We start from the raw sequence: 18,261 nt of genomic DNA on the forward strand, positions 1-18,261 counted from the left end.
GACCTGTGACCGTGCCGGTCACAGGTCGTCCGCTGGTTTGCGTAGTGTGCGGACCCTCCGTAAACGGTAGAACGTTCTTCCTCGAGCACTCAACTGCTGTCACAACAGCGCGAGAATTACTGTTGGATACGGGCGGTGAACAGGCCGGGGTCCCGACGCCCTAGGCCTAGTCCGCATCGGCGGTTGATCGTTTACCGTCAGGAAGCGATGATCCATTGGTCGGTGATGTTTGCGTGTCCGAGCCCATGGAAGGCGGCTATTCCGGCGCCGATTACGCCGGCTTGTCGGCCGATGGATGACAGGGTAACCAGTGGTGGTTCCCGCCACGCCAGGTTGTCTGCCAGGTGGGTTTGGACGGGTTTGAGCATGGCCGCTCCGGCATCAGCGAACCCGCCGCCGATCACGATGTGGGCCGGGTCTATGAGTAGGGTGACGATGGTCAGGCCTTGTGCGAGGGCGCGCATGCCCTCGTCCCAGATTCTGCGTGCCAGTGGGTCAGTTGGGAGCTGTTGCATTATTTGGCGCGCGGTGAGGTTCTCTCCTCCTTGGGCTCGATACCGCCGGGCGATGCCGGCGCCTGATACGTAGACTTCAAGGCAGCCGCGTTGGCCGCACATGCACTTTTCCCCATCCGGGACGATGGGGATGTGTCCGATCTCGCCTGCGGCGCTGAGAGCCCCACGGATCGCTTGACCGGCAGAGATGATGGCCGCTGCCACGCCCGTGCCGATGGGGATGAAGAAGAAATCCTGGGAAGCTTGCGCCGTGCCGAGCAGTCGTTCGGCCAGTCCGGCTGCTCTGACGTCATGGCCCACGAAAGTGGGTAGCGCAATTCGGTCTCTGAGGTTTTCTGCCAACGGAAGGTCCCGCCAGCCGAGGTTGGAAGCGTAGGCGACGTGCCCGGCGTTTTCGTCGACCATCCCGGGCGTGACGATTCCTGCTGCCTCGACGGACCACTCGTGGTTTGTGGCTGCCCGTTGAAGTGTTGCAACGAGCCTCCCAATGGCATCGAGCGCATTCGTTTCGGGAGTTGGGACTGTTTGCTGGAAGTGCAAGCCTCCCTGCTCGGGAATGACGGCGCCTTTAATGCTGGTCCCGCCTACGTCGATGGCTATGACGGCCGGTTCAGCCATGGTCGCCACTTTGGCGGACGGCGTGCTGCATGCCGATGATCTGGTTCTTGGATGTGACGGTACGTAGTCCGGTGTCGTAGAGGCTGGTTAGTTTGTTCTGGTGTCCGCTGCTCGGTACGTTGTGGGCGGCCCGGAAATGGAGGGCCGGCACGCCGGTCTGCTGTAGCAGTGCACGGGCGTTGGCAGGGCGTATTCCTCCGCCGGCAACGATTTCGATCCTGGCGCCGGCTTCCTGGACCAGTTCCCGCAGACGTCCGGCTCCCTCAGCTGCCGTCCGGGCCCCGCCGGAGGTCAGTACGGAGGTTACTCCCAACATGGTCAGGGTTTTCAATGCCCTACCAAGGTCCGGGGTGAGATCGAAGGCCTTGTGGAAGGTCACGGGGTGGCCGTCACAGGCCGCCATGAGCTCGGAGGTGGTGTCCTTGTCGATGGTTCCTTCCGGGGTGAGTGCGCCGAGCACGAACCCGGTTTCGACCCAGGCGTCCCTGGCGGCTTCCTTGATGTGCAATATGTCAGCAGTCATGGCATCGATCTCTTTTCGGGTGTACACGAAGTCCCCGTCGCGCTGGCGGATCAAGACCCGGACCGCGGTGCGATGCACGGTCTGAAAGATTTGTTCTATTGTGCCGATACTCGGTGTGATGCCTCCGGTGGAAAGGCCGGCACAGAGTTCGATTCTTCCGGCGCCGCCTTGGTCGGCCAGGGCCGCTCCGGCGAGGTCCTCGACGCACACTTCCACTAATGTCATCTCAGAGGGCCAGCCTGATTGCCTTGCCGATGGCTGGTGAGGGTTTGATGCTTCCCACACTGTGGCCTCCGCCTAGGACGGCCACTTCACTGAGGGACCGTGCGCCGTGGGTGTCATGGCCCAGCATTTCCAGGACGTGGATTGCCAGCAGCGTGGTGGCCCGGGGGCTGCCATCGATGACCTTCATGGATACCGCTGACCCGTCCGGAGCTGCGACGGCGATCACTCCCTCCGCCCCGCCTTTGGCCAGCACGCCGGGCATGTTCTCCATGAGGGTGCTGTTCTGGTGTCCGGTTCCTCCGACGTAGAAGGGGTTCTGCCGCATTGCGGCGCTGATCCGGCCCTGAGGGGTCGCGGGGTCCGCCAGTACAAGGGTGCGGAAGGCTGTTGCGAGTCCTCGGATGGTGGTGCTGAACAGTGGTGCGCCGCACCCGTCGGTGGCTTCGTTGCTGGCCTGTACCCCGGTCGTGGTTTCCATCGTTGTGCGGATCCTGCGCTGCAGGGGATGTTCAGGGTCCAGATAGTTTTCCGTCGACCAGCCGTTGGCGGAGCAGGCCAGCAGCATCGCCGCATGTTTGCCGGAGCAGTTCATGCGCAGAGGCCGGCGCGGTTCGCCCCGCCGGATCATGTTCTCGTAGGTTGCCTCGTCTTCGGGACGGTCGGCCGGGCACTGCAGTGCCGATTCATCCAGACCGGCGCGGCGGAGAATGTTCCCAACCACTCGAAGGTGGGCGTCTTCGCCTGTGTGGCTGCCGGCGGCAATTGCGAGTTCCTCCGCGTCCAGGTCGGCGCCGGCTTCCAGGCAGCTCAGGGCTTGGACGGGTTTGACGGTCGAGCGCGGAAGCACAGCGTCTTCCACCGGTCCCAGGGACAGAACGGTGTGCCCCTTCCGGTCCAGGGCGATGATGGATCCGTAGTGGACACTCTCCGTAAAGCCGGACCGGATGACGGAGGCGAGCGGTGAGTAGGCATGGAGGGGCTGGGTTTGGGTCACTGAGGATCCTTCTAGCGGGTGCCCTGGAGGGCGGGAACGGGCAGGGGAAGTTCCGGATCGGCTGTCTGTTTCTGTCGTCGGAACCGGGCAGCGACGGCAGAGAGCGAACCGTTGAACACCAGGTAGATGAGCGTGACGACCAGGAACGTTTGAATCAGCAGGTGGTTGTACGAGGAGAGCACCTGGGCCCTGTAGAGCAGTTCGGTGAACGCGACGATGTACCCCAAGGATGTGTCTTTCATGAGGCTTACGAGCTGGCTGATCAGCGACGGTGTGACGCTGCGCAGTGCCTGGGGCAGCACCACGAGGCGGCTGACTTGGCGGGGTTTCATTCCCAGACTCAGGGCGGCCTCTGCCTGTCCGCGGGGAAGGCTAAGGATCCCGGCGCGCATGATTTCCGCGAATACCGCGGAGTTGGCCACGGTCAGAGGGATGACCAGCTTCCACAGAGTGGGGAAGTTTAGCCCGAGCTGCGGCAGGCCGAACAGCATCAGGTAGATGAGCAGCAGCACCGGTAGGGTGCGGGCGATTTCAATGTAGGCAGCGGCGGCCAGACGCAGCGGTTTGTTGGATCCAGCCCGGGCAAGGGCCAGCAGGACGCCGAGCAATCCGCTGAGGACCGCCACGACCGCCGCGGCCTGCACCGTGCCAAGCAGCCCGACGAGTAGGTATGACCAGATCGCAGGATCCAGGAACGGCGCCCATTTTGCCGGATCGAGTTGGCCGTTCGATCCGAATTGCCAGAGCACGGCAGCCAGGACAAGGCCGATCGCGGCGACGCTGATAAAGGTTCCGATAGCGATGTTCCGACGCCCACGTGGCCCGGGTTCTTCATAGAGGTAGCTGACTGCGCTGCTGGTTTCGGTTTTTATCATCGGAGAATGGCCACCTTACGTTCGATGCGTCCGGCGCTCAGCCCAATGATCAGGGCGATCGTCATGTAGACCAGGCCGGCGCCCGTGAAGATTTCGATGGGTTGGGCGTACTCAAGGTTTACTTTGTTGGCACGGGAGGTCAGTTCTACGACGCCGACTACGGCCGCCAGTGCGGTGTTCATGGCCAGGGCAATCATGACGTTCCCAATAGGCTGGACGACCGATCGGAGTGCTTGGGGAACGACGACCAGTCTGAGGCTTTGCCCGAGGTTCATGCCCAGGGCTCGTGATGCTTCAATCTGGCCCGACGCCACAGTGTTGACTCCGCTACGGACGGCTTCGGCCACATAGGCGGCTTCGTAGATAGTGAGCACCGCGATGGCGGTGGGTGTCAGCGGCAGAATGATGCCTGCATCGGGCAGCGCGAACACTGCCAGCAGCAGCAGCGCCAGGAGGGGAACATTGATGAAGAACTGCACATACAGGAATGCGGTGGTCCGCAGGAAGGGTATCGGGCTGACCCTGGCGACGGTGACTAGGATGCCCAGAATGATGGATCCGATACCTGCGATCACCGTCATCAGCAGTGTGATTCCGATTGCTTCAAGGATTGGACCCAGATTGTCGGCGAGTATGTCCATGATTGTTCTACTTTCCTGGCGCTGCTTTGCCCGGGTTCAGGAGCCGGGTACCGAACCGATGACCGGTGGCTGGGGTTTATCCGACTCCACTACCGTTCCGAGCGTTGCTTCCCACACTTGGCCCCATTGGCCGTTTTTCTGGATGGTCTGGAGCCAGGTGTTAATGAAGGACTTGAAAGCCGTGTCGTTGTGCTTCAGGCCGATGCCGTAAGACTCAACAGTGAAGGGCTGCCCAACGACTTTCATGCGTTTCTCGGTTGCCGCGTCGCTGGCCAGAAGAGTGTAGTCCTGGACGTAGGCGTCTCCCCTGCCCTGTAGCAGGGCTTGGACGGCTTGGGGATCGGTCGCGAAGTCGACCAGCTTTGCGGTGGGTTGCTTGGCTGGAACCGCGGTCACAGCGGGTGTGTTGGCACCAACGATGACCGTTTTGCCGCTCAGGTCCTCGATCCCTTTGATGGTGTTGTTGTCAGATTTCACGGCTACTGCCAATCCCGAGTTGAAGTAGGGTCCGGCGAAGGAAATCTGTTCGGCCCGCTTTTCGGTGATGGTGTAAGTGTTGAAAACGACATCTACGGTGCCGTTGGAAAGCAGCGCTTCCCGGGTTTCCGAGGCCGGAGGCACAATCTCTATCTTGGGTTCGCCCAGAATGTAGGTGGCAAGCATTTTCGCAAGTGTCGCGTCGAAGCCCGCGACGTTTTCCGGGTTAGTGGGGTCCTGTTGGGAGAGCAGGGGTGCATCCAAGGCTGCAGCGACCCGGAGAACTCCGCGTTTCTTGATCGCCTCCATAGTTGAGCCGGGGATCAAAAGCTCGGCGGTGGCTACGGGGGCGCTTTTTACGATCGACTCGGTGCCTGCCGGCCCGGTCGGTGGGGTCCCAGCTGTACCGGGGACGTTGGCGGATCCTGCGGAGCAGGCGCTGAGGGCCAGCGAAGCAGCCACCGCAACCGTGGCGTATCCGGGCAGTCGTTTCTTCAGTCCAATTTTCACGAGCGGTTCCTTCATTTAGGGTGCAGTCCAGTGCGTGCTGGACCGCAGGGTGATGGTGGAGGGCCTGGAATTTTCAGTGGTTCAGCACGGAGGACAGAAATGACCGCGCACGGTCGGTCTGCGGAGCATCAAAGAAGGCCTCCGGGGTGTTTTCTTCGACGATTTGCCCCGCGTCCATGAAGACGATGCGATCCGCTGCCCGCCGGGCGAAACCCATTTCGTGGGTGACGACAATCATCGTCATACCTTCTGCTGCCAGCGAGACCATTACTTCAAGTACTTCATTGACCATTTCGGGGTCGAGTGCCGATGTTGGCTCATCGAAGAGCATCACCTTCGGTTGCATAGCCAGGGCCCGGGCGATGGCGGCCCTTTGCTGTTGCCCTCCGGAGAGTTGCGCCGGCATCTTCCTCGCCTGGTGGGCTATCCCCACCCGTTCAAGCAGAACCATCGCTTCGGCCTCTGCGGCGACTCTTTTCTTTTTGAGCACATTGACGGGGGCAAGCGTGATGTTGTCCAGGATTGTGCGGTGGGCGAAGAGGTTGAAGGATTGGAAGACCATTCCCACCTCGGAGCGTAGCCGGGCGAGGTCGGCTCCCTCCGATGGCAATGGAGAACCATCGACGGTAATCGTTCCCGACCCTATTGTTTCCAGCCTGTTGATGGTCCGGCACAGCGTGGATTTACCGGAGCCGGACGGTCCGATGACGGCTACCACTTCCTTGGCCGAGACGTTCAGGTTGATGTCTTTGAGAACGTGCAAGGAGCCGTAGTGCTTGTTCACTCCCTGCATGGACACCAGTGTTCGGAGAGAAGTGTCCTGCTCCGGGAGATATGCCTGCGTTGCCATAAATACCTGTCCTAGATCGAATTGTAAGAAGCGTACTAACGAGGCCTAGTTTGTGCAATAATTTATGCAGTTAATCCAAATATGCAGAAATGAGCTATCGATGTCCTCGAATTTGCGCGTGCTGCGGTACCCAACCTCCCCCGGGGGAATCTTCGATCTCATCCGCCGGGGCACGGCAGCCTCCCGGGCCGACGTCGCCAAGGAAACCGGTCTCTCACCAACCACGGCGGCCCTCAGGGTCAATGAGCTGATCCAGCTGGGCTACGTGGTTGAAACCGGCCCAGGACAGTCCCAGGTCGGGCGCCGACCACGTGGGGTGGGAATCAACGCCTCGTACGGGATGGTCGCCGGAGTGGATCTGGGTGGCAAACACGCTTCATTTGGACTGTTTGATCTCCAAGGCCAGCTGATCTCGGAGCGCCATACTGCCTTGGACATCACCCAAGGCCCCGAACCCGTGCTCAATGAGGTAGCAGGTCAGATCCGGAACCTGGTCGAGACGAGCTCCGAGCGGTTAAGGTTGCTTGGCGTTGGGATGGGCTTGCCCGGCCCGGTCAGTTTCCCTGAAGGAAAAATGGTCTCTCCTGCCCGGATGCCTGGATGGAATGGCGTAGAGGCAGGCGCCCTGCTCAGGGAAATTCTTGGCGTGCCAGTCTTCGTGGACAACGACGCCAACCTCATGGCTCTGGGCGAGCATCTGATCCGTGGAGAGGACGCCGACGATTTCATTTTCGTCAAGGCCGGCTCCAGCATTGGTGGCGGGGTCATAGCGGGTGGCCGTATTCATCACGGCTACCGTGGCATGGCTGGAGACATCAGCCATGTCAGCGTCCCGGACGCGCCTGCGACGTTGTGCTCCTGCGGACGAACTGGATGTTTGGATGCCGTCGCCGGCGGCGCAGCGATCGTCAAAGTCCTGCACGCAGCGGGCGAGGCCGTGACAGATACCCCCGACCTCATCCGTTTAGCCGCCAATGGCCATCCCGTCGCAACCCACCTGTTGCGTGAAGCGGGCAATCGCACGGGGGTCGTTCTGTCCTCAATTGTTAACTTCTTCAACCCTCGACGCGTGATCCTCGGCGGGACCCTTAGCGAGGCTGAATCTTTCATCAGCGGTGTCCAGTCAGCGATCTACACCGAATGCCAGCCCTTCGCCACCGACAGCCTCGAGATCGAAGCGACGAAAGCCAAAAAAACCGGCGGCATAACCGGGAGCGCCCGTCTCGCCCTGGATAGAATCCTCGACCCGGCCAGGATTACCGCAGCGGTAAACGCATCCACCCGGAAATAGTGGCCACTGAACTCTGCGGCCATCCCCGGCATGCGCGAACACTTCCGCCCACAGAACCGGACCTGAATTGACAACCCATGAAACCGGCGAATGCGGCGTTACTCCGCCGCTGGAAGGCCCACAAACAGCAGCTCGACTGCCACGTCCTACCAGCTTTTACAGAATGGCCCTTTCCGCACCCTCCGCCAGCCCCATAACAAAAGGTAACCTCCCACCGTCGTCCCCGGTACCCGCACCTATTCTGGGCAGTAACTGCCGATCGATCGCGAAGGAAGTCCATGCCCAGCCCCGAACTCCCCCTCCGCAAGCTTGGATTTCTCACCATCGGCCTGTTCGACCCCGCGAATCCGGCCGCCGGCCACCAGTCAACGCTGGAGATCATCGAACTCGGTGAGCAGTTGGGATTCGACAGCGCCTGGTTGCGGCACCGTCATTTGCAGTTCGGGATTTCCTCACCGGTCGCGGTGATGGCCGCCGCCAGCCAGCGCACGTCCAGGATTGAGCTCGGCACCGCAGTCACCCCGCTGGGTTGGGAAAACCCCCTGCGTCTGGCGGAGGACCTGGCCACCGTGGACCTGCTCGCCGGGGGACGGATCAATCCAGGGCTGAGCGTGGGCGAACCGATGCACTACGACACCGTGAAGCATCAGCTGTACCCGGAATCTTCAGAAACCGAGGACTTCTCTTATGGTCGCCTGGAACGCTTTGCCCGCCTGATCGCCGGTGAAAAAGTGCGGGACTTCTCCGGCAAGCAAGGCGTTGTGGAGGAATTCTCCAACCGGGTGGAGCCGCACTCCCCCGGGCTGCGCAGCCGCCTTTGGTACGGGGCGGGCAGCATGAAGTCGGCCGTTTGGGCCGGGGAAAACGGCTTCAATCTGCTGTCCAGCAGTGTGATCTTCCCGGACAAGGCGCAGGAACCGGACTTTGCCAGGGTCCAGCAAGCGCAGATTCGTGCGTACCGAGAAGCCGCCGCAGCGGGCGGAAACACTGCCCGGGTCTCACAGGGCTTGGTGGTGATCCCAACCGATTCTGCTTCGAGCGCCCAGAGGGAGAAGTACCAACGCTACGTTGATGAACGCACTCCCCGCACGCGGGCGCCCCAAGGCCCGAAGGGCATGCTGTTCGCCCCGGATGTGATCGGGACCAGCGCTGAAATCGCCGAGCAACTGTACGCCCATGCTGGATTCCAGGAGGTCGACGAGGTAGCTTTCGCACTGCCGTTCAGCTTTGAACATGGGGACTACGTGCAGATCCTCACCGACATCGCAGGAAAATTGGGGCCCGCCCTAGGGTGGAAAGCTGCCGGATGACGAGGTGCGGTGACCGTTTCCCGGCCGAACTCTGATGAGGGCCATGAACTGGTGGTTAACCAGCAAGCCTGCGGCAGAGACTAGCCGCCTCTTGCCTTCCGCGTTGCGGCGTCGTTGGCTTTCTGTAGAGCCTTAACGAGTTCGTCCTTGCTCATTTTCGAGCGGCCCTTGACGTCCAGCTCCTGAGCGCGCTGATAAAGATGTTCCTTGGAGGCGTTGGCGTCCACTCCCCCGGCGGTGGGTTGCGTTGACCCAATGCCTTCCTCGGCATGCTGATCAGAAGGACCTCTTTCCTCCTTCGCCTCCCAGTGGTCGCCGACCTTCTCGTAGCTGTGCTTCACCGCGGCAAAGGCGGTGCGGGCCGCCCGGCTCTCATCGTTGTCGTAGGTCTCCATGGCGGAATCGTAGGTCTTGGCGAAGGTGTCCTGGGCCTTCTGCTCAGAGCGCTGAAGAGTGGATGGGAGTTCGTCTTTACGGGCATGATCGTTCTTGCCGGTCTTGGGCATAGTACTCACGCTCCTTAGTCAGGAATGCTGATCGCGGACGTGCATCCAGTTTATCAATCGACCCTTGGGGCCAGGCTGGCTGCGGTGCAAGGTACTGACGCTCGGCGTCACCGCCCCTTCAGCACATACCTTCTTTCAGGACGCCCGACGCCGTACTTCAGCCTGACTTCCAGCGCACCTTCGTCATGGAGGTACTCAAGGTAACGACGGGCGCTCACCCTGGAGGTCCCCAATTGCTCGGCAACTTCGGCGGCGGAGACGTCGCCGTGGGCCGATTTCAACGCGGCTTCCACGAGTTCCAGTGTCTCCACGCTGCAGCCCTTGGGCAGCGTACGTTGAGCGGAATCCAGCCCGAATACCCGGTTGACGTCCGATTGCTCGGCCACGTCCTTGGAAGCGTCCAGCCCTTGGTAAGCATTCAGATAGTGCTGTAAACGCTCCTGAAGATCGGACTGCGAAAACGGCTTAATAAGGTAATGCACAATGCCGCCGCGCAGTGCTTTACGCACCGTTTCGGTTTCACGGGCCGCGCTGATCACCAACACGTCAAGGTCCGGGGCAACATCGCGGAGCTGATGCATCAGGTCCAGCCCGTTAATGTCCGGGAGATGGATATCCAACAGCACCAGATCCGGCTGCAGCCGTTGCGTCTCAAGGATGGCCTGCGCGCCAGTGTGCGCTACACCCACGACGCCGAACCCCGGCGTCCGCTGGATGAAACCGGCGTGGACCTTGGCCACCATGAAGTCGTCATCCACAATCAAGACTTTGATCATGATTACACTGCCCCTTTATTGAATCGTGCGGTGAAAACTGCCCCATGGTCGTTGGCTACTGTCAGGTCGCCACCGGACCGGCGGCAGATCACCCGCGAGAGCGCCAGGCCGAAGCCGCGGGCGTCGCCGGGTCCCGGCTCCTTCGTGGAAAAGCCCTGCCGGAAAATGTCCTCTGCGGAGTCGGAGGGCACGCCTGGTCCGTTGTCCCGGACGGTGACTGAAACACCGTCCGCCGAGTTGACCACCAACACACTCACCGACGCCCCAACAAGCCCAGTGACGGCGTCGAACGCGTTATCCACCAAGTTGCCCACCACAGTGGTGAGGTCCCGGGACAGTTCCTCGTTGACGCGCGGGAGCCCGGATTGCGGGTCGATCTGTAGTTCCACGCCGCGTTCTGTGGCCAAACTGGCTTTGGCTATCAAGAGGGCTGCGAGCGCGGGGTCCTCGATACGGCTGGTTACTTCGTCGTTGAGCCGGGTCCGGTCCACTGTGGCACCGTTGACGAACTGCACCACGGAATCGTATTCGCCGATCTGGATCAGGCCGGAAATGACGTGGAGCTGGTTGGCGAACTCATGGGCCTGCGCACGCAAAGTGTCCGTCACGGTTTTGGTGGCACCGAGTTCGCGCTCCAGGGATGACAACTCGGTCCGGTCCCTCAGTGTTGTCACGGAGCCGATGTCGCGCCCGCGGGACCTGAGGGCCACCCTGTTCATGACCACCAATCGGTCCCCCACCAGCACCAATTGGTCGGGGTCTGATTGTTCCCGGGTGAGTACCACCTTCAGCGCGCGGTCCACGTGAAGTGATCCAAGTTTCCGGCCTACGCAGTCTGCGGGCAATCCGAGGAGTTGGCGGGCGCTCTCATTTGCCACGGTAATCCGCTCGTGCGGGTCCAGCGCCACTACCCCTTCCTTGAGGCCTTGCAGCATCGCTTCACGGTTTTCCACCAGCCCGGTGATCTCCCGGGGCTCCATTCCCAAGGTTTGCCGTTTGACGCGACGGGACAGCAGAAGGGAACCGGCCACGCCCAGGACACTCGCAACGCCAAGGTAGGTGAGGAGGTTGGGCACCACGTCTTCCAGCCGTTCAAGGGCAGACGGATAGTTCCTGCTGATGGCTGCGATGCCGATCATGGTCCCGGAATCGTCCAGTACCGGCACGTGTGCTGAGAGAACCTTCCCTTCGTTGCCGGCAAGGACTCCGGTCCATGCCCGGCCTTCCTTGACCCTGCTGTCGCCGAGCAGAAGTTGCTTGCCCAGCTGGCTGGGATCCGAGGAGGTCACCACGGTGCCGTCCAACTTTGCGAGTGCCACGTGGGAGGAGCCCGAAACAGTCCGAATGGATTCGGCCACGGCCGGGAGCGCTGACCCGTTGCGGGGTTCGGCAGTGGGCAACAGGGCACGCACTGTGGGGTTGTTGCCCAAGGCCTCTGCCGCGGACAAGGCGCGGCGCCCTTCAGTGCGTTCAAAAGCAGCAGCAGATTGGGCAAGGGAGATGGCAACAACAGCGACCAGAACCGCCAGGACGATCAACAACTGCAGCACAAGGTACTGCCCTGCCAAGGACATTCCTCTTCGTCGAGTCACTGTTTGGATCCTTTGGTGATTCCAATATGCAAGGGCCGCTAACAGTTTCAAAAGTAGTCCGCCTTGGCGTATCGGAACTATACCCTAAGCACGCTGAGCACCAGCGGGGCTGCACCCTATGAGACGGCAGAGGCGTGAACGCAATGAACTTAAAGATCACTGCGAACACAAGAGTGATGACCGTCACGCCCGGACCTAGCATCAATTCACGGGGGCACAACGCTGATCGCCCTGCACAGAATTTCCATACTGAGAAGAGGAACACCATGCGCCAGATCCGCGCATTGCGAATCGCCGCCGTTGCTGCCGGCATCGCCCTGATGGCCACCGGTTGCGGCGCCACAGGTAAGAGCTCCACTGGTTCGTCCAGCTCCGGCGCTGCAGCCGGACCGGTCACCGGACTCCAGATCATGGTTCCCAATACTCCCGGCGGCGGCTACGACACCACCGCACGGGCGGCTGCCAAGGTCCTCGACGACGAGAAGATCGCCAACAACACGGAGGTCTTCAACCTCGCAGGTGCAGGCGGCACGGTGGGTCTGGCCCGCGTCGTCAACGAAAAGGGCAACGGGGACCTCACCATGCTCATGGGTCTGGGCGTTGTGGGTGCCAGTTACACCAACAAGTCCGAGTCGAAGCTGACCGAGACCACCCCACTGGCACGGCTCATTGAAGAGCCCGGCGCCATCATGGTCAGCAAGGACTCCCCGTACAAAACGATCGATGACCTCGTGAAGGCTTGGAAGGCAGATCCCGGATCCATCTCCGTGGGTGGCGGTTCCTCGCCTGGTGGCCCTGACCACCTCCTGCCCATGCAGTTGGCAGGTGCCGTTGGCATTGACGCCACGAAGGTCAACTATGTGGCATACGACGGTGGTGGAGATCTTCTTCCGGCTATCCTGGGCAACAAGCTTGGCTTCGCGGCTTCCGGTGCAGGCGAGTACCTGCAGCAGATCAAGTCCGGTGAAGTTCGCGTCCTAGCCACCAGTGGCGAGAAGCGTCTGGAAGGTGTTGACGCCCCCACGCTGAAGGAGTCCAACATCGATCTGGTCTTCACCAACTGGCGCGGAATGGTGGCCCCTCCGGGCATCAGCGAGGACGACAAGAAGTCCCTGATTGCCGCGCTGGAGAAGATGCACGAATCCGCTGGCTGGAAAGAAGCCCTCAAGACCCACAGCTGGACCGACGCCTTCATCACCGGTGACGAGTTCCAGAAGTTCCTGACGGACCAGGACAAGCGGGTGGCGGACGTGCTCACCAAGCTTGGCTTGGCGTGAGCACTTTAGCAACAGGCCTCAAAGGCCGCGCCGAGCTGGGGGTAGCCCTCCTGCTCGGCGCGGTAGGCGTCGTTGTCTTCCTCGACGCCAACGGCCTGGTAACCCCGTATTCGAAGTCGGACCCCGTAGGGCCCAAGGCAGTTCCCTTCGTCGTTGCCGGGCTTCTGGTGGTCTGCGCAATCTTGCTGGCTATCAACGTTCTCCGCGGTGGCAAGGGCGAAGTGGAAGGCGGCGAGGACATTGACCTCGCACACCCCGCCGATTGGAAGACCGTGCTCCCCCTTGCAGGAGCATTCATCCTCAACATCCTGCTCATCGACTGGGCCGGCTGGGTCATCTCCGGGACTGTCCTGTTCTGGGGCAGCGTGCTGGCACTTGGCAGCCGGCACTACGTTCGTGACGGGATCATCTCCGTTGCGCTATCCCTGGCCACCTTCTACGGCTTCTACCTCGGCCTTGGCATTGCGCTGCCGGCCGGACTCCTGGAAGGAATCCTCTGATGGACGTCTGGTCCTCTTTGATGGACGGCTTCGCCACCGCCCTCACCCCCATGAACCTTCTGTATGCCATGATCGGCGTGCTCCTGGGAACGGCCGTTGGCGTTCTGCCAGGGCTCGGCCCGGCCATGACTGTGGCGCTGCTGCTTCCGGTCACGGCCGCCCTTGAGCCCACCAGCGCCTTTATTATGTTCGCCGGCATCTACTACGGCGGCATGTATGGCGGCTCAACAACTTCCATCCTGCTGAACACACCCGGCGAATCGTCGTCTGTAGTGACTGCCATCGAGGGCAACAAGATGGCGAAAGCCGGGCGGGCAGCCCAAGCGCTCGCGACTGCGGCGATTGGTTCCTTTATTGCCGGCACCATCGGTACGGCCCTGCTGGCAGGACTTGCACCGCTGGTGGTTCAGTTCGCCGTGAGCTTGGGCGCACCGAGTTACTTCGCCATCATGATCCTCGCCCTGTTGGCCGTCACCGCAGTCCTGGGTTCATCCCGGCTCAGGGGCTTTGCCTCCTTGGGACTGGGCCTGGCAATAGGTCTGGTGGGCATTGACTCCGTTACCGGCCAGCGCCGCCTGACGTTCGGCCAGCCGATGCTGGCCGACGGCCTGGACATCGTGGTGGTGGCAGTGGCCATCTTCGCCGTGGGTGAAGCACTGTGGGTTGCCGCGCACTTGCGGCGTTCACCGCTTCACATCATTCCCGTCGGACGTCCTTGGATGGGCAAGAAAGACTGGGCCCGCTCCTGGAAACCCTGGTTGCGTGGCACGGCCTTCGGCTTCCCGTTTGGCGCACTTCCCGCCGGTGGTGCCGAGATCCCCACGTTCCTCTCCTATGTCACCGAGAAACGGCTGACAAAACATCCGGAGGAATTTGGCAAGGGAGCCATCGAAGGCGTCGCAGGCCCGGAAGCAGCCAATAACGCTGCCGCCGCCGGAACCCTGACCCCAATGCTTGCCCTCGGCTTGCCAACCAACGCCACAGCCGCCGTCATGCTCGCGGCGTTCACCTCGTACGGCATCCAGCCCGGCCCGCAGCTGTTCTCCAGCCAAGGTCCCTTGGTGTGGGCGCTCATCGCGAGCCTCTTCATCGGCAACCTGTTGCTCTTGCTCATCAACCTGCCCTTGGCACCCCTGTGGGCGAAACTGCTGCAGCTTCCCCGGCCCTACCTCTACGCCGGCATTCTCTTCTTCGCTACGTTGGGCGCCTACTCGGTGAACCTGCAGGCGTTCGATCTGGTGATCCTGCTGGTGCTCGGAGCTTTGGGATTCATGATGCGGCGCTTCGGGCTGCCTGTATTGCCCCTGATTCTGGGCGTCATCCTCGGCCCGCGCATCGAAGGCCAGCTGCGCAGGACTCTCCAGCTGTTCGCTGGTGACCCCGCCGGGCTGTTGAGTGAGCCAATCGCCGTCGTCGTCTACATCATCGTGGCTATCGTCATCCTCTGGCCACTGCTCTTCAAGCTGGTCCGCCGCAACCGTCCGGTGCCAGCCAGCGTGGTCCCGGCGCACCCCAGTGAAGTGCTCCTGACGGAGGACGCCGCCATCCAAGCTGACGAAAACACCACCCCGCTCCAGCACAACAGCCACCACAACAAGGAGAAGCCATGACCATCGTGGTGGGATACGTCCCCACGCCCGAGGGCGAAGCCGCATTGACCCAAGCCATTGCCGAAGCGAAGAAAAACAACGACACCCTGTTGGTGATCAACTCTTCCAAAGGCGACGCCTTGGTGGATAACAGGTACGCGCAGGAACCGGAGATCCAGACCATCGAGGAGCGCCTTGCCCTGCAAGGCGTCGAGCACATCATCAAGCAGCCCGTCCGCGGCCATGATGCCGCTGCTGAGGTGCTGGATGCGGCCGACGAGCACAACGCCGAGCTGATTGTGATTGGCCTCCGCCGCCGCAGCCCGGTTGGCAAACTCATCATGGGCAGCGTCTCGCAACGGATCCTGCTGGAGGCGGACTGCCCGGTGCTCGCGGTGAAAGCAGACTAAAGGCAAATCAGGAGATCGTGTCCAGCTAATGCCCCTAAGATTCGTTCTTAGGGGCATTAGCCGTTCACAAAACTCCAAGGGGGACCACGTGGCCGAGACCATTCGAACAGCAACAGCAGACGACGCCGGGAAGCTGGCCGAGCTGGCGTCCGTCACCTTTCCGCTGGCGTGCCCACCTGGCGCCTCATCGGCGGACATCCAGGCCCATCTCGAGAAGACGCTCGCCGAGGCGAACTTCGTGGATTACCTCGCCGATCCGCACATCACCATTTTGGTGCTCGACGACGACGGACAGCTCAACGGGTACACCATGCTGATTGCCAAGCCGGCAGGCGACCCGGATGTAGCCTCCGTGCTCTCGGCACTCCCCTCCACGGAACTCAGCAAGTGCTACGTCCACCCGGACCACCACGGCCAAGGAGCCGCTTCCCGCCTCATGAAGGCGTCCGTCGCGGACGCCGCGGAAAAGGGCGCGGCAGGAGTCTGGCTTGGCGTGAACAGTGAAAACGCCAAGGCGATCCGTTTCTATGAAAAGAGTGGTTTCCAGAGGGTGGGCACCAAGTCCTTCAAACTGGGCGACACCGTGGAGCATGACTTCGTCATGGAGCGCGAGCTCTAAAGAGCTAGCCGAACAGGTCCCCCGCCAACGGCGGCCGGGGATCGGAGCGCAACTCCAGGTCAGCCGGCAATCCCGTCACGGTGCCATTGCCCGCGGACGCCTGGATGGTGACCCGCGAGCGCCCCAGCAGCACGTTTTCGGCCTTGAACTCCCCGAACGAGTCCGGGAGGATGGGCGCCAGGTGGAGCACCTTCCTGGTGAAATCGGGGTCGAACCGCAAGAGGATGCGAGCCAACTGAATCGGCGCCGCGGCTGCCCACGCCTGGGGGGAACACGCCGTCGGATATGGCACCGGCTCCGGGAAGTCTGAGCGGTCAAAGCCGCAGAACAGTTCCGGAAGCTGACCGCCAAAGTGCTCAGCGGCGTCGAACAATCCGCTCGCCACACGGCTGGCTTCCTTCACGAAGCCGTAGCGCATGAGTCCAGTCGCCACTACCGCTGTATCGTGCGGCCAGACCGAGCCGTTGTGGTAGCTGACGGGGTTGTATGCACCCATATCTGAACCCAGGGTGCGGATCCCCCAGCCCGTGAACATCTCAGGTGCCATCAGCCGCTCCGCCACAAGTGCAGCCTTGTCCTCGTCCACAATGCCCGTCCACAAACAGTGGCCCATATTGGACGTACAGGAATCCACAGGTTTCTTGTCCTTGTCCAGGGCAAGGGCGTAATAGCCCCTGTCCGGCAGCCAGAAAGCTTCGTTGAACGCCTCCTTGAGCGCTTCCGCCCGATCCGCGCAACGGCGTTCGACGGCGGCATCGCCCGCGGCGCGCGCCAGGAGCGAACGCCCAACATAGGCTCCGTAGGCGTAAGCCTGGACCTCACATAAGGCGATGGGTGTTTCAGCGATCCTGCCGTCGGCGAAGTTGATGCCGTCCCAGGAGTCCTTCCACCCTTGATTGATCAGGCCGTGACTGTTGGGGCGTTGGTATTCGATGAACCCGTCGCCGTCCCGGTCGCCGTATTTCTCCATCCAGGAGATAGCACGGTCTGCGTGGGGAAGGAGGGAATCGATGATGTCCGTTCCCAGACCCCACCGGCTGAGTTCGCCCAGCAGCATGACGAAGAGTGGCGTTGCATCCACCGTTCCGTAGTAGGCGGTCCCGCCCAAGGAGAGTCCGGCCGTGACTCCCAGCCTCACCTCGTGGGGCATGCGGCCGGGTTCCTCCTCGGAGTCGGCGTCCACTTTGCTGCCCTGAAGTCCGGCCAGTGTTTGCAGCGAGCCAGCCGCAAGTCCAGGGTCCACCATGAGTGACATGTAGGACGCCAGGATCGAGTCGCGTCCAAACAGTGCCATGAACCACGGCGCCCCGGCTGCGACGGCAGCACGCCCAGGATGTTCGTGGTCGAAGATCCGCAACGAACCAAGATCGCTCTGGCTTCGTTCCAGGACTTCCTCGACGTTCCTGTCCGTGACAGCGATCCGGGGAACGTGCTCCGCCCAGGCCATATGCCGGCGTACACCAATGGTGTGGTGCAGCGCCGTGGTTTCCGTAAACGGTTCGTCCGGCCCCTTTCCATTGATCAGGGGAATGGCAATGACGCTGGTGCTCCACTGGCTGCGGGCCGGGATAGTGACGTGGAATGTCAGTCCTTCCGGATTCGCCTTGGCTCCCGAAGCCCGGAACGCCACTCCGCGGCGTTCGCCGTTCGTGTGAACGGACTCAATATGGAGCTCCTTCTTGCGCGCCGTTTTCTCGGTGGCTCCTGCCCTGCTTGTCCTGCCGCCCTTGACGTCGAAGAGGTCGGCGAGGTCGGCGTCGATGAGCAACTCGATCTCGCAAGGCGCCGGCTGGCCCGAGTAGTTCCTGATGGTGAGGTCGTCCCGCAGCCCTGCGCCCACATGCCGCTGATGCTGCACAACCAGCGGACTGTCGAAGCGCCCATCGCTGGAGCAGGCCCTGCCAACATATTCGGCCTGGAACGCGGTGCGGTTGGTGGTGACCAATGGTTCCCGGAGGGCCCCGTTGATCCTCAGGATCCAACGCGACACGATCCGGGTGTCCTGGTAGTAGGTGCCTTGGGAGCCGCCGCCGTGGATGTCACCGGAATGTGCGGAAATGCAGAAAGATGAACCTTCGACGATGGTCACGGCACCCAGCTCGGAAGCGCCTGCCTCCGTATCGGCGTTCCAAGCAGTCATGGCCCACGAAGCCTTCCTCGGGA

18 protein-coding genes are annotated in these 18,261 nt (G+C 61.8%); 7 read left to right on the forward strand and 11 right to left on the reverse strand.

Going from position 1 to position 18,261, the window contains the following annotated elements; translation table 11 throughout:
- Window positions 1-197: 197 nt before the first annotated feature.
- The 7 genes from ABIE18_RS01270 to ABIE18_RS01300 all read right to left on the reverse strand — a co-directional run bounded on the left by ABIE18_RS01270 (window position 198) and on the right by ABIE18_RS01300 (window position 6,228).
- The gene (locus tag ABIE18_RS01270; RefSeq protein WP_499720821.1) at window positions 198-1,133 is read right to left on the reverse strand and encodes an ROK family protein; all 936 of its coding nucleotides are present in this window, start codon (window positions 1,131-1,133) and stop codon (window positions 198-200) included.
- Window positions 1,126-1,881, reverse strand: a complete 756-nt coding sequence (locus ABIE18_RS01275) for a copper homeostasis protein CutC (RefSeq protein WP_499720822.1) — start codon at window positions 1,879-1,881, stop codon at window positions 1,126-1,128. Before ABIE18_RS01275 ends, ABIE18_RS01270 begins: the two co-directional genes overlap by 8 nt.
- 1 nt (window position 1,882) lies before the next feature.
- Window positions 1,883-2,875, reverse strand: a complete 993-nt coding sequence (locus ABIE18_RS01280; protein ID WP_499720823.1) for an asparaginase — start codon at window positions 2,873-2,875, stop codon at window positions 1,883-1,885.
- Between the two features lie 11 nt (window positions 2,876-2,886).
- Window positions 2,887-3,750 (reverse strand): amino acid ABC transporter permease, encoded by an 864-nt coding sequence (locus ABIE18_RS01285; protein WP_499720824.1) that lies wholly within the window; start codon window positions 3,748-3,750, stop codon window positions 2,887-2,889.
- Window positions 3,747-4,391 (reverse strand): amino acid ABC transporter permease, encoded by a 645-nt coding sequence (locus ABIE18_RS01290; protein ID WP_499720825.1) that lies wholly within the window; start codon window positions 4,389-4,391, stop codon window positions 3,747-3,749. The genes ABIE18_RS01285 and ABIE18_RS01290 overlap by 4 nt, the downstream gene beginning before the upstream one ends.
- Before the next feature lie 36 nt (window positions 4,392-4,427).
- A complete protein-coding gene (locus ABIE18_RS01295; protein WP_499720826.1) occupies window positions 4,428-5,378 on the reverse strand; it encodes a glutamate ABC transporter substrate-binding protein in 951 nt (316 codons plus the stop codon).
- Window positions 5,379-5,451: 73 nt separating this feature from the next.
- Window positions 5,452-6,228, reverse strand: coding sequence for an amino acid ABC transporter ATP-binding protein (locus ABIE18_RS01300; RefSeq protein WP_499720827.1), 777 nt, complete (start codon window positions 6,226-6,228; stop codon window positions 5,452-5,454).
- Window positions 6,229-6,328: 100 nt separating this feature from the next.
- Between ABIE18_RS01300 and ABIE18_RS01305 the strand changes: the two genes are divergently transcribed.
- Together ABIE18_RS01305 and ABIE18_RS01310 are read left to right on the forward strand one after the other, a co-directional pair.
- The gene (locus ABIE18_RS01305; protein WP_431118164.1) at window positions 6,329-7,519 is read left to right on the forward strand and encodes an ROK family protein; all 1,191 of its coding nucleotides are present in this window, start codon (window positions 6,329-6,331) and stop codon (window positions 7,517-7,519) included.
- Window positions 7,520-7,797: 278 nt separating this feature from the next.
- Window positions 7,798-8,829: an LLM class flavin-dependent oxidoreductase gene (locus ABIE18_RS01310; protein WP_499720828.1), complete on the forward strand. Its 1,032-nt coding sequence runs from the start codon at window positions 7,798-7,800 to the stop codon at window positions 8,827-8,829.
- 80 nt (window positions 8,830-8,909) lie between these two features.
- Here ABIE18_RS01310 and ABIE18_RS01315 read toward each other — a convergent pair whose 3' ends face one another.
- The 3 genes from ABIE18_RS01315 to ABIE18_RS01325 all read right to left on the reverse strand — a co-directional run bounded on the left by ABIE18_RS01315 (window position 8,910) and on the right by ABIE18_RS01325 (window position 11,685).
- Entirely contained in the window at window positions 8,910-9,335 is a 426-nt protein-coding gene (locus tag ABIE18_RS01315; RefSeq protein ID WP_499721361.1) for a ChaB family protein, read from the reverse strand.
- A 107-nt stretch (window positions 9,336-9,442) separates the two neighbouring features.
- A complete protein-coding gene (locus ABIE18_RS01320; protein WP_499720829.1) occupies window positions 9,443-10,111 on the reverse strand; it encodes a response regulator in 669 nt (222 codons plus the stop codon).
- Between the two features lie 2 nt (window positions 10,112-10,113).
- A complete protein-coding gene (locus tag ABIE18_RS01325) occupies window positions 10,114-11,685 on the reverse strand; it encodes a sensor histidine kinase (RefSeq protein WP_499721362.1) in 1,572 nt (523 codons plus the stop codon).
- A gap of 284 nt (window positions 11,686-11,969) precedes the next feature.
- Between ABIE18_RS01325 and ABIE18_RS01330 the strand changes: the two genes are divergently transcribed.
- The 5 genes from ABIE18_RS01330 to ABIE18_RS01350 all read left to right on the forward strand — a co-directional run bounded on the left by ABIE18_RS01330 (window position 11,970) and on the right by ABIE18_RS01350 (window position 16,098).
- The gene (locus ABIE18_RS01330; protein WP_499720830.1) at window positions 11,970-12,980 is read left to right on the forward strand and encodes a Bug family tripartite tricarboxylate transporter substrate binding protein; all 1,011 of its coding nucleotides are present in this window, start codon (window positions 11,970-11,972) and stop codon (window positions 12,978-12,980) included.
- Window positions 12,977-13,480, forward strand: coding sequence for a tripartite tricarboxylate transporter TctB family protein (locus tag ABIE18_RS01335; RefSeq protein WP_499720831.1), 504 nt, complete (start codon window positions 12,977-12,979; stop codon window positions 13,478-13,480). The genes ABIE18_RS01330 and ABIE18_RS01335 overlap by 4 nt, the downstream gene beginning before the upstream one ends.
- A complete protein-coding gene (locus ABIE18_RS01340) occupies window positions 13,480-15,090 on the forward strand; it encodes a tripartite tricarboxylate transporter permease (protein ID WP_499720832.1) in 1,611 nt (536 codons plus the stop codon). Before ABIE18_RS01335 ends, ABIE18_RS01340 begins: the two co-directional genes overlap by 1 nt.
- Window positions 15,087-15,479, forward strand: coding sequence for a universal stress protein (locus ABIE18_RS01345; RefSeq protein ID WP_431118153.1), 393 nt, complete (start codon window positions 15,087-15,089; stop codon window positions 15,477-15,479). Before ABIE18_RS01340 ends, ABIE18_RS01345 begins: the two co-directional genes overlap by 4 nt.
- 88 nt (window positions 15,480-15,567) lie before the next feature.
- Complete coding sequence (locus ABIE18_RS01350; RefSeq protein ID WP_499720833.1) at window positions 15,568-16,098, forward strand: GNAT family N-acetyltransferase; 531 nt, start codon at window positions 15,568-15,570, stop codon at window positions 16,096-16,098.
- Window positions 16,099-16,102: 4 nt separating this feature from the next.
- Here ABIE18_RS01350 and ABIE18_RS01355 read toward each other — a convergent pair whose 3' ends face one another.
- Window positions 16,103-18,238 (reverse strand): amylo-alpha-1,6-glucosidase, encoded by a 2,136-nt coding sequence (locus ABIE18_RS01355; RefSeq protein ID WP_499720834.1) that lies wholly within the window; start codon window positions 18,236-18,238, stop codon window positions 16,103-16,105.
- Between the last annotated feature and the right edge of the window lie 23 nt (window positions 18,239-18,261).

This window comes from Arthrobacter sp. 2762 (assembly GCF_040548745.1).
Taxonomy (GTDB): domain Bacteria; phylum Actinomycetota; class Actinomycetes; order Actinomycetales; family Micrococcaceae; genus Arthrobacter.